Annotated in this window: 13 protein-coding genes; 4 read left to right on the top strand and 9 right to left on the bottom strand. The window is 48.1% G+C overall.

The features are described from left to right. Window positions 1-36 precede the first annotated feature (36 nt). From ispC to rpsB, 7 genes are all read right to left on the bottom strand, one after another. Entirely contained in the window at window positions 37-1,227 is a 1,191-nt protein-coding gene (gene ispC, locus K0H60_RS14145; RefSeq protein WP_220056126.1) for a 1-deoxy-D-xylulose-5-phosphate reductoisomerase, read from the bottom strand. A 4-nt stretch (window positions 1,228-1,231) separates the two neighbouring features. Further along, window positions 1,232-2,089: a phosphatidate cytidylyltransferase gene (locus K0H60_RS14150; RefSeq protein WP_220053488.1), complete on the bottom strand. Its 858-nt coding sequence runs from the start codon at window positions 2,087-2,089 to the stop codon at window positions 1,232-1,234. A gap of 20 nt (window positions 2,090-2,109) precedes the next feature. Then, window positions 2,110-2,937, bottom strand: coding sequence for a polyprenyl diphosphate synthase (gene uppS / locus K0H60_RS14155; protein WP_011623389.1), 828 nt, complete (start codon window positions 2,935-2,937; stop codon window positions 2,110-2,112). 82 nt (window positions 2,938-3,019) lie between these two features. Next, a complete protein-coding gene (frr, locus tag K0H60_RS14160) occupies window positions 3,020-3,577 on the bottom strand; it encodes a ribosome recycling factor (RefSeq protein ID WP_011717689.1) in 558 nt (185 codons plus the stop codon). A gap of 30 nt (window positions 3,578-3,607) precedes the next feature. Continuing rightward, window positions 3,608-4,336 carry a UMP kinase gene (gene pyrH, locus K0H60_RS14165; protein WP_011717690.1) on the bottom strand — a complete coding sequence of 243 codons (729 nt, stop codon included), beginning with the start codon at window positions 4,334-4,336 and terminating at the stop codon, window positions 3,608-3,610. 70 nt (window positions 4,337-4,406) lie between these two features. Further along, window positions 4,407-5,258 carry a translation elongation factor Ts gene (gene tsf, locus K0H60_RS14170; protein ID WP_011623392.1) on the bottom strand — a complete coding sequence of 284 codons (852 nt, stop codon included), beginning with the start codon at window positions 5,256-5,258 and terminating at the stop codon, window positions 4,407-4,409. A gap of 119 nt (window positions 5,259-5,377) precedes the next feature. Next, window positions 5,378-6,106, bottom strand: a complete 729-nt coding sequence (gene rpsB, locus K0H60_RS14175; protein ID WP_011071784.1) for a 30S ribosomal protein S2 — start codon at window positions 6,104-6,106, stop codon at window positions 5,378-5,380. 308 nt (window positions 6,107-6,414) lie between these two features. Here rpsB and map point away from each other — a divergent pair, with 308 nt between their 5' ends. The 4 genes from map (at window position 6,415) to K0H60_RS14195 (ending at window position 11,284) form a co-directional block, all read left to right on the top strand. Then, complete coding sequence (gene map / locus K0H60_RS14180; protein ID WP_220056127.1) at window positions 6,415-7,212, top strand: type I methionyl aminopeptidase; 798 nt, start codon at window positions 6,415-6,417, stop codon at window positions 7,210-7,212. Window positions 7,213-7,280: 68 nt separating this feature from the next. Further along, window positions 7,281-9,866 carry a bifunctional uridylyltransferase/uridylyl-removing protein GlnD gene (gene glnD, locus K0H60_RS14185; protein WP_220056128.1) on the top strand — a complete coding sequence of 862 codons (2,586 nt, stop codon included), beginning with the start codon at window positions 7,281-7,283 and terminating at the stop codon, window positions 9,864-9,866. An 18-nt stretch (window positions 9,867-9,884) separates the two neighbouring features. Further along, the gene (gene dapD, locus K0H60_RS14190; protein ID WP_011623395.1) at window positions 9,885-10,709 is read left to right on the top strand and encodes a 2,3,4,5-tetrahydropyridine-2,6-dicarboxylate N-succinyltransferase; all 825 of its coding nucleotides are present in this window, start codon (window positions 9,885-9,887) and stop codon (window positions 10,707-10,709) included. A 221-nt stretch (window positions 10,710-10,930) separates the two neighbouring features. Then, window positions 10,931-11,284 carry a DUF3718 domain-containing protein gene (locus tag K0H60_RS14195; RefSeq protein WP_220056129.1) on the top strand — a complete coding sequence of 118 codons (354 nt, stop codon included), beginning with the start codon at window positions 10,931-10,933 and terminating at the stop codon, window positions 11,282-11,284. Between the two features lie 74 nt (window positions 11,285-11,358). Here K0H60_RS14195 and K0H60_RS14200 read toward each other — a convergent pair whose 3' ends face one another. Beyond that, the gene (locus tag K0H60_RS14200) at window positions 11,359-13,287 is read right to left on the bottom strand and encodes an HD domain-containing phosphohydrolase (protein WP_220056130.1); all 1,929 of its coding nucleotides are present in this window, start codon (window positions 13,285-13,287) and stop codon (window positions 11,359-11,361) included. Window positions 13,288-13,472: 185 nt separating this feature from the next. After that, a complete protein-coding gene (purU, locus tag K0H60_RS14205) occupies window positions 13,473-14,288 on the bottom strand; it encodes a formyltetrahydrofolate deformylase (protein ID WP_023267379.1) in 816 nt (271 codons plus the stop codon). Window positions 14,289-14,346 lie beyond the last annotated feature (58 nt).

The raw sequence follows: 14,346 nt of genomic DNA on the forward strand, positions 1-14,346 counted from the left end.
ATAGTCAAATCCGCTTATCCCTCACCCAATGAGGGATTAAGCAAATTTTGCTAACTGTTCGCGGGCATAAATCCGCGTTTGTGCATCGAGGGCGATAATATCATCGATGCTGGTCATCGCCCGTTTAGGCACAGAGGATAAACAAGCTTCATTCACCTTGGCGATATGGGTAAAACCAATCTGCCCCTGTAAAAATGCCTCGACGGCGATTTCATTGGCGGCATTGAGTACCGTAGTCGCTTCTTGGCCTTGGGCACAAGCGGCGATCGCTAACGCCAAACAGGGGAAGCGATTAAAGTCTGGCTCACAAAAGCTTAACTGTCCGACTTTGAAAAAATCCAAAGGTTCAACGCCAGAGCGAATTCTTTGTGGATAGGACATACAATGTGCAATCGGTGTACGCATATCCGGGTTGCCCATTTGCGCGATCACGCTACCATCCCGGTATTGCACCATCGAATGGATAACGCTCTGCGGATGAATAACCACCTTTAATTGGTCTTTCTGGGTATTAAACAACCAGCGCGCTTCAATAAACTCCAAGCCCTTATTCATCATAGTGGCGGAGTCGACTGAAATTTTCGGGCCCATCGACCAGTTTGGATGTTTACAGGCTTGCGCTGGCGTCATCGACGCAAGGCTGGCAAGCTCAGCGGTTAAAAAGGGGCCGCCAGAGCCTGTCAGTAAAATATGGGAAATACCCGATGCGGCTAAGTCACAGCGGCCTAAATTAGCCTGCACCTCTTCGGGTAAGCATTGGAAAATCGCATTGTGCTCACTATCGACCGGCAACAAAGTGGCGCCAGATGCTTTCGTAGCCTCGATAAAGAGTTCACCTGACATCACCAAGGCTTCTTTATTGGCAAGCAATACCCGCTTACCCGCCTTAACAGCGGCTAAGGTGGGCACTAGCCCCGCCGCGCCGACGATAGCGGCCATCACAGTATCCACCTCAGTGGCTGTGACTAAGGCGATGAGTTCATCCTCACCGCTACTGACTTGGATATTAAGCTCAGGAGGAAGCTTAGCTTGTAGCGCTAATGCGGCCTGACTATCGACCATATGGGCGACTTGGGGGCGATGGGTTACACACAGGGCGAGCATCTTATCGACACTCGCATTCGCCACTAAAGCGTAAACACGATAGGCATCGGGATTAGCCGAAATCACACTTAAAGTGCTGGCACCAATCGACCCAGTTGCGCCCAAAATCACCATATTTTGCATAGCGTTACATCCAAAATGCAATGTAGATTAAGGTAAACACCGGCAAGGCCGCAGTGAGGCTGTCGATGCGATCGAGCACGCCACCATGCCCAGGCAGAATCGTGCCCGAGTCTTTGATGCAGGCGGCACGCTTAAACATACTCTCGGATAAATCGCCAAGCGCCGAAATCAGCGCCACGAAAATAGTGACCGCGACCACTAAACCTAATTCCTGCTCAGGCGAAATATACATAACACCCGCGACCACAATCAGTGTCGTCATCAGGCCGCCCAGTAACCCTTCTAAGGTTTTGGCTGGGCTCACCGCAGGCATCAGCTTAGTCTTGCCAACCGCTTTACCGACAAAATACGCGCCCGAATCCGCCGCCCAAACAATCAGCATCACCAGTAATACCAATGACGCGCCATAGTAAGGCGATATTTGCGAGCTAATGGATTTGAGTGCAATCAGCGCCACAAAACAAGGCACTAAAGTGAGTTGTCCAAACATGGACTTTAGCATCGGATTCTTTTGCCAGAGTTTAGCGCTCTTAGGATAAGTCACCACCAACAGCAGCGACACTATCCACCACAGTGCACCAATGGCCATCACGGCAAGATAAATAGGATGAATTTGTCCCCTAAGCCAAATGGTGTCGGCGGGAACAATTAAATTCAACGCGATAAGTAAAATACCGACGGTGCAAGTAAAACTCCATTGAGTGACATCACATTGACTATCGATGATCCTGCCCCACTCCTTAGCGGCGATCAGAAACACGGCCACTAAGGCCCAAGCAAAGTACTCTACGGGGAGTAAAAAGATCGCTCCCAAAACTAATGGAATTAACCAAATTGCTGTTATTATACGTTGTTTTAGCAAAAAAAATCCCTCATGACGTTTTACAATGCGCGCATCTCATCAATTTGACTTCCGGTCAAACCAAAACGGCGCTGGCGACTGGCAAAAGTGGCAATCGCTTCATGAAAAGCCTGTTCATCGAAATCAGGCCAAAGGGTGTCCATAAACACCAATTCAGCATAGGCAGCCTGCCAGAGCACAAAATTGCTGATCCGGTAATCCCCACCCGTACGGATCATTAAATCAACTTCACTCTGATTTTGCATGCACAAATGTTCACTCAGGGCTTCTTCGGTGAACTGACTGCTGGTCATTTCGCCATTTTCCACCTTTTCAGCTAACTTTTGCGCTGCTTGCAGTATGTCCCAACGGCCACCGTAATTGGCCGCTACATTCAATATCAATCCACTATTGCCTGCAGTTTTTTCTTCTGCGGCACGAATTTGTTTTTGTAAACGCGCAGAAAAACGGCTGATATCGCCGATGATATTCAATCTGACTTGGTTCTTATCGAGTAACTTAATTTCCCGTTGTAACACGGTAAAAAACAATTCCATCAGCAAGCTGACTTCTTTATCGGGTCTACGCCAATTCTCGCTGGAAAACGCAAATAGCGTCAGCGATTGTATCCCTAACTGACTGGCAGCACTCACCGCACGTCTCACCGCCTTTACGCCGGCTTTATGCCCCATCACTCGTGGTTTGCCCTGGGTTTGGGCCCAACGTCCATTACCATCCATAATAATCGCAACATGTTTAGGTAATGACTGTTTTACGAGTTCGGGTAATACCTCCGGTAAGCTTGTCTGAGCACAAGCATCCTGCTCAGTCGACCTAGATTGCGGATCAAATTCCACTGTGGATGACATCTATTACAACCCTTTAAAATAGACAAACGCCGTGTAGTATACCCCTACACGGCGTAGCAACTCTAGCTTATAGCGCCTGAGATTAGACTTCCATCAACTCAATTTCTTTGGCCGCTAAAATCTCATCGACCTTCTTAATGTGAGCATCGGTGAACTTTTGCACTTCGTCTTCAAAGCGGCGAACATCATCTTCAGTACATTCTTTGGCTTTTTCGAGCTTCTTCACTTCAGAAATCGCGTCACGGCGAACGTTACGAATCGCCACACGGCCGCCTTCGGCTTCTGCACGAACCACTTTGATGAAGTCTTTACGACGTTCTTCAGTCAGTGCGGGCAATGGAATACGTAAGGTTGCGCCCGCTGACATTGGGTTTAAGCCAAGGTCTGAGCTCATGATAGCTTTCTCAACCGCTTGGATTGCACTACGGTCGAACACAGTCACAGACAGGGTGCGCGCATCTTCAATACCCACGTTAGCCACTTGGTTCAGCGGGGTCATAGTGCCGTAGTAAGACACTTGAATAGAGTCCAGTAAGCTTGGGTGTGCACGACCAGTACGTACTTTCGCCATTTGGTTCTTAGTCGCTTCTACGCATTTACCCATGCGCTCTTGAGCATCTTTTTTAATATCTGCAATCACGTTAAATGTCCTTCTTGGTCATTAAATAACTTATTTCGCTTTGATCAATGTGCCTTCTTCTTCACCCATGACCACGCGGCGCAGTGCACCAGGTTTGTTCATGTTGAATACTAGGATTGGCATGTCATGATCACGCGCCATCGTAAAGGCTGCTAAGTCCATTACTTTTAATTCTTTGTCCAGTACTTCAGTGTACGATAATTCATCGTACTTCACTGCTTCTGGATTTTTCATCGGGTCGTCAGAATAAACGCCGTCAACTTTAGTGCCTTTTAGCACGACTTCTGCTTCGATTTCAATGCCGCGTAAGCAAGCAGCAGAATCGGTAGTGCAGAATGGGTTACCAGTACCCGCAGCAAAAATCACTACACGGCCTGATTTTAATAAGCTGATAGCCTCAGCCCAATTGTAGTCGTCACACACCCCTTTTAACGGGATTGCCGACATCAGACGAGCATTAACATAGGCACGGTGCAGGGCATCACGCATGGCCAAGCCGTTCATAACCGTTGCCAGCATACCCATGTGATCGCCCACCACACGGTTCATGCCAGCTTTTGCCAGGCCTTCACCGCGAAATAGATTACCACCACCAATGACCACACCCACCTGAATGCCTAACTCTACAAGCTCTTTCACTTCTTGAGCCATGCGATCTAACACTTTAGGGTCGATGCCGAAGCCTTCGTCGCCCATCAGTGCTTCGCCACTTAATTTTAGAAGAATGCGTCTAAATGCAGGTTTTGGATTGGTGCTCATAATTTTTATATCCTGGTCATAACAAGACCGCAGCCATTGCTGCGGTCTTGGGGGTATTTAGCGTTGGCGATTAAGCCTTTTTAGAAGCGGCGATTTGAGCAGCAACTTCAGCTGCGAAATCTTCTTCTTTCTTCTCAATACCTTCACCCACTTCTAAACGAATGAAGTTAGTGACTTTAGCGCCTTTCTCTTTCAAGAATTCGCCAACAGTTTTCTTTGGTTCCATGATGTAAGCTTGACCAGTCAGAGAGATCTCACCGGTGAACTTCTTCATACGACCAACAACCATTTTCTCTGCGATTTCAGCAGGTTTGCCTTCATTCATAGAGATTTCGATTTGCAGAGCTTGTTCACGAGCGACTACGTCAGCTGGAACGTCTTCTGGGTTAACGTATTCTGGCTTAGAAGCAGCAACGTGCATTGCTAAGTGCTTCAGAGTTTCCTCATCCGCTTCACCCGTTACAACAACACCAATACGCTCACCGTGACGGTAGGAAGCTAATTGAGTGCCGTCGATGTACTCAACGCGACGAACGTTGATGTTTTCACCGATTTTAGCAACCAGAGCAACACGGGCTTCTTCGAATTGGGCTTTTAAGTCTTCTAAAGACACTTTAGACGCTGCAGCAACGTCTAAAACAGCGTTAGCAAAACCTAAGAAGTTCGCATCTTTAGCAACGAAGTCAGTTTGGCAGTTTACTTCTAACAGTACTGCGAAACCTTCACCGTTTTTGATCAGGATAGTACCGTCAGCAGCGATGTTACCTGCTTTCTTAGCAGCTTTAGCAGCACCAGACTTACGCATGTTGTCAATTGCTAACTCCATGTCGCCGTTGGTTTCTTCTAACGCTTTTTTACAATCCATCATGCCTGCGCCAGTACGCTCGCGCAGTTCTTTAACTTGGGCAGCAGAAATTGCCATTGTTAAATCCTCTCTAAAAATTCGACTAATTTGCAGATATAAAACAGGGGCCGAATGGCCCCTGTTAACCAATCAAAATCTTGGTTAATAAGGGTGATGAGACTCATCCCGCCTTATTATTATTCGGCTTCTACGAAACCGTCTTGCTCAGCTTGAACAGCTAAATCTTGACCACGGCCAGCGTTAGCAGCTGCAGCAACAGAAGTAGTGTACAGGCGAATAGCGCGCATTGCGTCGTCGTTACCAGGAACGATGTAGTTAACACCGTCTGGAGCAGAGTTAGTATCAACAACTGCAACAACAGGGATACCCAGGTTGTTAGCTTCTTTAATAGCGATATGCTCGTGGTCAGCGCCGATAACGAATAATACGTCTGGCAGGCCGCCCATGTTCTTAATACCGCCTAAAGATTTTTCCAGCTTTTCAAGCTCACGAGTACGCATCAGCGCTTCTTTCTTGGTCAGCTTGTCGAAAGTACCGTCTACTGATTGGCTTTCCAGTTCTTTCAGACGCTTGATTGACTGACGAACGGTTTTCCAGTTAGTCAGCATACCGCCTAACCAGCGGTGATCAACGTAGTACTGATCGCAAGAAATAGCAGCTTCTTTGATCGCTTCGCCAGCAGCACGTTTAGTACCAACGAATAATACTTTACCTTTCTTTGAAGCAACGTTGCTGATGAAAGCCAGTGCTTCATTGAACATTGGCACAGTATGCTCTAGGTTGATGATGTGAACGCCGTTGCGAGCACCGAAAATGAATGGCTTCATTTTTGGGTTCCAGTAACGGGTTTGGTGACCGAAGTGGACACCGGCCTGGAGCATATCGCGCATTGAAACTGTAGTCATTTCTATTACCTTAAAATTTAGGGGGTTAGACCTCCACGTATCCCATGTCTTCGACCCCGCAGTTAACAGCTGAGGGCACCCCGAAGAATGTGTCGACACGTGTGTGATTTAGTATTTAGATAAATTGCCATGTATAATGGCCGCCATCTTTAGTCTTGCCTTGGGTTAAGATAAGCAAAAGCTAACCTTAAACAACCTGCAAGACTTAAACATAACGGCGCGCTTTATACCATAAATAGCCCTAAAGCACAAATTTTTGCATCGGGTGGATGGCGCCAATAGACATCGAAGACACAAGAGAAAACGCAATGAGTATAGTCATTAAGACAGCAGAAGAAATCGAGAAAATGCGCGCAGCGGGTAAGCTGGCCGCACAAGTATTAGAAATGATCGCCCCCTATGTTAAGGCCGGCGTGAGCACTAATGAACTCAACGATATCTGCGCCAAATATACCGAAGAGCAAGGCGCGATTTCTGCCCCGCTCAACTACCATGGTTTTCCTAAGTCGATTTGTACTTCGCTAAACAACGTGATTTGCCATGGTATTCCAAGTGACCGCGTTCTCAAGGATGGCGATATTCTCAATATCGATATCACAGTCATCAAAGACGGTTACCACGGCGATACCTCTAAAATGTTCTTAATCGGTGAAGTCAGCCCTAAGGACAAACGCCTGTGCCGTATCGCGCAGGAGAGTTTATACCTCGCCATTCGTAAGGTTCGCCCGGGGTTAAAACTGGGAGAAATCGGCAATACTATCGAAAAATTCATCAAAGCCAGCAAAACAGGTCTTGAGAAATATTCCATCGTGCAAGATTATTGTGGTCACGGTATTGGTGCCGGTTTCCATGAAGAGCCGCAAGTCATGCACTACCGTAATGGCGATAACACCATTTTACGCCCAGGCATGTGTTTTACCATTGAGCCGATGATCAACGCCGGTCGCCACACCACAGTGTTAGACCGTGACGATAAGTGGACTGTCACCACCTCCGATGGTAAAAACTCAGCCCAATGGGAACACACATTATTAGTGACCGAAACCGGTGTAGAAGTCCTGACTCTGCGTGATGAGGAAGACTTCCCGAGTATCATTAATCACTAAGCGACATACTTAGTACGTTAGGATTCAGAGGATTACTGAACACCTAACTCATCCAAACAAGGGACTCGATGAATACAGCTCTGCTAGCTAAACAATCATTAATCGAACAGAATCAAACACTTTTAGCTAGATTCAAGGCCAAAAACCCGATTGAAGAGCTAGTGACGCAGCGCTGTCAGTTCGTCGATACCCTCGTCAAACAGGCCTGGCAACAGCACGGTCTGGACCAATATCCCATCGCCCTGATTGCCGTTGGCGGCTATGGTCGCGGTGAGTTACATCCACACTCGGATGTCGATTTATTATTCCTGTTTGAAGGTGAGTTATCAAAGGCGGCCGAAACCGCGCTCAGCGAATTTATCGCCTTTTTATGGGACGCCAGCCTTGAGATTGGCCACAGTGTTCGCACCCTCAGCGATACTCTAAATCTGGGTCGAGAAGACATTACCATCGCCACTAATCTGCTTGAAGCAAGGTTGCTCAGGGGCCCAGAAACCCTGTTCGATCAGCTCTATGACGCCATCCGTCAGAGCGACTTTTGGACGTCGAGCCAGTTCTTTATCGCCAAACGTGATGAACAAACGGCCCGCCATGTCAAGGCGAGCGCCTTCGATCTTGAGCCCAACATCAAAAGTTGCCCCGGCGGCCTGCGGGACATTCAAACCATCGCCTGGGTTGCCATGCGCCATTTTGGCGCCTCACGCTTAGAAGAACTGGTGCAATATGAATTTTTAGAACCCGCCGAATTAGAAGAGCTGCTCGAGTGTCAGCATTTTCTGTGGAAGCTGCGTTTTGCCCTGCATATGGCGGTCGGGCGCGATGAAAATCGCCTGCTGTTCGATGTCCAGCGCCAAGTGGCCGAGCTCATGGGTTATGAGGACGCCACCCAACTTGCCGTTGAGCAGATGATGAAACGCTACTATCGCACGGTGCGCCGGGTGATGGAGCTGAACGAAATGTTGCTGCAACTGTTTAAGCGGGCGACACTGGGCCAAACCAAGGCCTTAGAAATTCAAGCAATTGACAATAACTATCAACGTCGCGGTGCCTTTATCGAGGCACTAAGGGATGATTTATTCGATAGCGGCGAAGAAATTGTACGCCTCTTTGTCCATGTCGCTAAAAACTCCAATATCAAAGGCATTTATGCGCCGACACTGAGATCGCTAAGACGCGCACGCCGGGCACAGCAGCAACCCTTGCAGGAAAATCCGCAGTGCCGCCAAGCTTTTATGGAAATCTTAAAGCATCCACGTGGCATCGCGGCCTTATCGCTGATGCATAAACACGGGGTGCTGTCGGCCTATTTGCCCGCATGGCGCAATATCGAAGGCCAAATGCAGTTTGACCTGTTCCACGCCTACACTGTAGATGAACACACCCACAGATTGCTGCTCAATATCGAGCGCTTCTCTCAGCCGGAGCAGAAGGAAGAGTTTCCTTTAGGCTCAGTGCTTATCAATCAGTTACCGAAAAAAGGCTTGTTAGTTCTCGGCGCGATTTTCCATGATATCGCCAAGGGCCGCGGCGGCGATCACAGCAAGCTTGGCTCGAGCGATGCCCTCGCCTTCTGTAAGCTCCATGGCTTGAACGACCACGATGGCCGCTTAGTCGCTTGGCTGGTCGAAAATCACTTAGTGATGTCGGTAACCGCTCAGCGCCGCGATATTTCCGATCCCGATGTGGTGGCCGACTTTGCCAGCAAGGTGCGCGATGCGGTGCATTTAAGTTATTTATATTGCTTAACCGTCGCCGATATCTGCGCCACCAACGAGAAGACCTGGAACAACTGGAAAGGCTCACTGCTACGCGACTTATATTTTTCCACCCAAAGGGTACTGGCGCGGGGGAAAGAAAAACCCGTCGATATCCGCGCGCGGGTACGAGAATACCAAGCTAAAGCCAAGAAAGAGTTGCTGCGCCGTGGCGTAAAAGAAAAAGAGTTAGATACTCTCTGGCAACGCTTTAAGGCCGACTATTTTTTGCGACACCAGCCAAATCAGGTTGCTTGGCATGCCGAAGCCATCCTTAAGCATAAACAGTTGGATGAGCCGCTAGTGCTGGTGTCTAAGCACACGACGCGCGGCGGCACCGAACTCTTTGTCTACTGTCGGGACAGGCCTAAGCTGTTCGCGACTGTGATGGCGGTGCTCGATAATAAAAACATCAACGTCCACGACGCTAACATTATGACATCGAAGGATAATTACGCCCTAGACACCTTCGTTATCCTCGAGCAAGACGGCACGCCAGTGAGCCAGCTCTCACGCATTCAGAGTATCCGTAAGGCCCTTGAAAAGGCGCTTGCGAGTGATAATCCTAAGCTGCCGCGTTTTAGAAAACTGTCACGCAAGATGAAACCTTTTAATGTTCCCACTCAGGTGAGTTTCCTTGAGAGCAACCGTCATGGTACAAGTATGATGGAACTTATCGCCTTGGATACGCCGGGATTATTAGCTAAAGTGGGCGATATTTTTTATCGCTGCAACACCACCTTGCTGGCCGCCAAGATCACCACTATTGGTGAGCGAGCAGAAGACTTTTTTATTTTGCAAACCAATGATGGCTTGCAACTCAATGAAACCCAAGAGAATACGCTCAAGGAAGCCTTGATTAGCGCGCTGAGCGCCATCAACACAGAGTCAACCAATTAACCAAAACGGGAGAAGTAAATGGAGGCTTTACGCCAACGTATTGAGGCCGCATTTGAAGCGCGTGCCGACATCACACCAAGCACTGTTGACGCCAGCGTGCGTAACGATGTGCAAAATGTCATCAATATGCTCGATAAAGGTGAACTACGCGTCGCCGAGAAAATCGATGGCCAATGGCATGTACATCAATGGTTGAAGAAGGCGGTATTACTGTCATTCCGTATTTTCGATAACGCCGTTATCGATGGTGCCGAAACCAAATATTTCGATAAAGTACCGTTAAAGTTCGCCGAATATGACGAAGCCCGCTTTAAAGCCGAAGCCATTCGTGTGGTGCCATCGGCAACCGTACGTAAGGGCTCTTTTATCGGTAAAAACACTGTATTGATGCCCTCTTACGTGAACCTAGGTGCCTACGTTGACGAAGGCACTATGGTTGACACTTGGGCCACCGTTGGCTCATGTGCGCAAATCGGTAAGAACGTGCACTTATCTGGCGGTGTTGGCATCGGTGGCGTACTCGAGCCGCTGCAAGCGGGCCCTACCATTATCGAAGACAACTGCTTTATCGGCGCACGCTCAGAAATCGTTGAAGGCGTTGTGGTTGAAGAAGGCTCAGTGATTTCCATGGGCGTTTATATCGGCCAAAGTACCCGTATTTATGACCGTGAAACGGGCGAAATTCACTACGGCCGTGTACCAGCTGGCTCAGTCGTGGTATCGGGTAACCTGCCATCGGCTTGCGGTAAATACAGCCTATACGCTGCCATCATTGTGAAAAAAGTGGATGCGAAAACCCGCGGCAAAGTGGGTATCAACGAACTGTTACGTATCGTCGATTAAGCGAAATTCACGCTGTACACAATACCAAAATGCCAAGCTAGTGCTTGGCATTTTTTATGGAAAAAGCACGCCCTATGGGCTCAAAGACACATCAAGTTACACAGAGAAACACTCTGTTCCCAACCCCACATTTAGATACACTTCTGTGGCCAAATCCCTCTGCAAGGCCCGCAAAAACAGACTTTACTCAAAGTGTCTACTCACCCGACAAGGAGCTAAAGATGAAATCAACATTGGTAAAATTGGGCGGAGTCGCCCTACTCTGCACCTTAGGAATGGGCTCAAACGCTTTTGCCGCCATGGACCCTCAGTTAGAAAATACCTTAGTGGCGGTTTGTAAGGCTGGAGCCAGTAATAACCTGATCTCGTTTAGCAACACTATGCAGGAATATCGCATCAACCAAGGCCGAATATTCCCCCGCTTAGTCTGTAACGGCGAAAGCTTCCATCAGTTCGCCCTCAGCCAAGGCGCCGACAAAACCGCCAAACGCATAGGCCGTTATGTACAAGGTACCGTGACGATTAAAGATATCGCACAAAATCCAGTGGATGAGGTTTATGCCGTTAATTTTTAACTCAATACGATTGCCAATATTAGGGCGTCTAACTGACGCCTTTTTATTGCCATAAATACTTAGGCTTAAACATGTTAAATTAAACGCTCAACCTCTTGGCGCTCCTTATTGGCCATAGCAATGGTTCGCCAGCCAATAATCCCTATCGCATGCTGCGCTTTATTCACCACGACCAAAAACTCAGTATCCATTTGATTCAGCAGCTGCAATGCATCTTCTGAAGTGGCGACATCGCTAATCAAAGGCACCGAGTGCTCCATGATTTGATGGGCTTTTTTACGCAGGAACGCCCTGTCATGTTCTCGCTCCGCCGCCGTACCAATCAGAGGGCTGAGCCAATAATCGAGTAAACGCTGAGTGATCACACCGATGATCTTATGATGCTCATTGAGCACCACGGCCACTTTAGCATGGGCCGCGGTTAATAAGCGTTTAATATCGGCAAGTTCGTGGTCTAGGGTCACAGACACCACAGGATCCAATACCGCTGAACCGATATGGTCACTAATACTCAGTTCACGATTGATTAAAATCTCGAGGCAAGTATCGACGATTTCAGAGTCGAATAAAGTGCCTCTGCCCGCCTTTAAGACCTCGGTCATTTTAGCGAGTCCCAAAGAGGGACGGTAAGGACGGTGAGATAGGATGGAGTCAGCCACATCGGCAACGGCAATGATCTTAGCCTCATAAAGAATCGCTTTATCCTTCAAACCTAAGGGATAACCCGAACCATCGAGTCGCTCATGATGCTGCAAAATCATCTGCTTAATCGGCCATGGGAACTCCACATCCTCAACAATCTCTGCCCCATGCAACGGATGGGTTTGGATTAATGCGTACTCTTCTTTGGATAATTTGGAAGGCTTAGTCAAAATCTGCGACGGTATCGCAAGCTTACCAATATCGTGCACCAGTGCGCCGATTTTTAGCCCCTCTAAACGCTGCGGCTCAAGTCCGAGTTTCTCACCAATCAAGTAGCTTAATTGTGCCACCGACTTTTGGTGCCCTGCGGTATAGGCATCCTTAAGTTCTAACGCCTCAGAAATCGCGCTGATAAGCTGAGTTAAAGATTGGGATAACTGCTCTTTTTGCGCCTTGATGATTTTGGACTGGCGAGACACCGCCCTTAAACTTCGTGGAAGCTCAATCGAGTGCCACAAAATACTGGCAAAGGTCAATAAGGAACGAGCATCGTTACGGCTATAGGGCTCATCGCGCCCCACCACACACACTATCCCCACTAAGCGATTATGGAAAATCATAGGCACTGCGAGATAGCGCTCGCCCAGCAGTAAGCGGTCAAACAGGAGATTATCGGAGCGATTGCTCTCTAACTTATTCTGAATAATGGGTTTGTAGTCTTTGACGCATTCTTGCCAGAGCTGGCTTTCAAGCTCAGAGGCTTGGGTGTTTTCCTCCACAAACTCGGCTTGGTTAACCTTAGGCGCAGGATAGTGAGAGCGGGCCGCTAAGGTGAGGAACTTGGATTTATCATTATGCAGCAGGATAAAGCCATACTGACTGTCCATCAACGCAATCGCCTTGGCGACCGCCACTTTAAACACCTCTTCCTGCGGCGATTGGATCACATCGTCAATATGTTGTAACCAAGCATCACTCGCTTGGATAGCCCGGCGATAATCGGAATGCAGGCCCTTAATCGGCAATTCTTCATAGTTAATATCAGCAAGGATAAGTTGCCATCCCAGCTCAGGAATAACATATAGGGCAAAATGCACTCGCCTGCCCTGATTATCCCTCAGCACCAGCCCGATGTAGTTATCAGTGCGTTGAAGTATATCGCCGCAAAGTTTGGCATTAAACTCATCGAATAACTGGCAGATGGGTTGATTGATGATTTGCGCAGCCGAACGTTGGCACCTTTCGTAAAATGCCCGGCTCATGCACTGCACTCGAAACTGGCGGTCAAGCCGTGCCCAAGAAAGAGGTAAATCCTCAGGCAGGTCTTTAATTCCAATAATGAGACTACGGCTCATAGACATCAAACACCCCTTCCATGAGTAATACACTTTGAATGGCATACATTTCAAAGTGTCATGTTACTAGATGATCATGCCTTAAATATTGCAATTAAACATACTGATAGCAAGCGCAGTGCCTTGGCTTAATCCTAAAGTCTTAACAGACAAGCAGTTAAAGCCTACTTGCCTGTCACTTTTAACTGATGTTAAAACACTATGGTTTTATTGCCGTAAACCACCACTTGCTCATTTAGCACGAGTTGTAACGCCTTACTGAGAACGCTTTTTTCGACATCACGCCCCGCTTTGGCCATTTCAAGCGCGCTGTAACTGTGATCGACGGGGATCACGTCCTGCTTAATGATCGGCCCTTCATCGAGGCAATTATTCACAAAATGCGCTGTCGCACCGATGATTTTTACCCCTCGCTCCCATGCTTGGCGGTAAGGTGCGGCACCGATAAATGCGGGTAAGAACGAATGATGGATATTGATGATACGGTTTGGATATTCGGCAACGAAATCCGGCGTCAGCACTCGCATATATTTAGCGAGCACCAGATAATCGGGCGCATATTGCGACACAGCGGCCAATAACGCCTGCTCATGCTGAATTCTGTCGAGCCCTTCGTGACTCACGAGGTGAAAAGGAATATCAAATTTTTCAACCAATTCCCTTAACACATCATGGTTGCCCACCACGGCTGCTATCTCAACATTCAAGCCGCCATAGTAGGCCTTCATCAGCAAATCGCCCAAACAATGGGCCTCTTTCGTGACTAATACGACGATGCGCTTCTTGCCCGCGCTGACCAAGGTCATATGATTTTGGGCGGGTAACACCTCACGCAGGTCCTGCAGTAATTGCTCGCTATTAAAGTGCCCTTCGAGCTCAGTACGCATAAAAAATCGCCCCTGAGCATTATCCACAAACTCACTGTTTTTAATGATGTTAAGCTGATGATTAAAGCAAACACTGGTGATTTTGGCGATTAGCCCTTGGGCATCGGCGCAATCTGTCATCAGGATTTTACGTGCTAAGGCGGGTTGTGCGTTCGATACTATTTCATGCTGTGACTGC

This window comes from Shewanella mangrovisoli (assembly GCF_019457635.1).
Classification (GTDB): Bacteria; Pseudomonadota; Gammaproteobacteria; order Enterobacterales; family Shewanellaceae; genus Shewanella; species Shewanella mangrovisoli.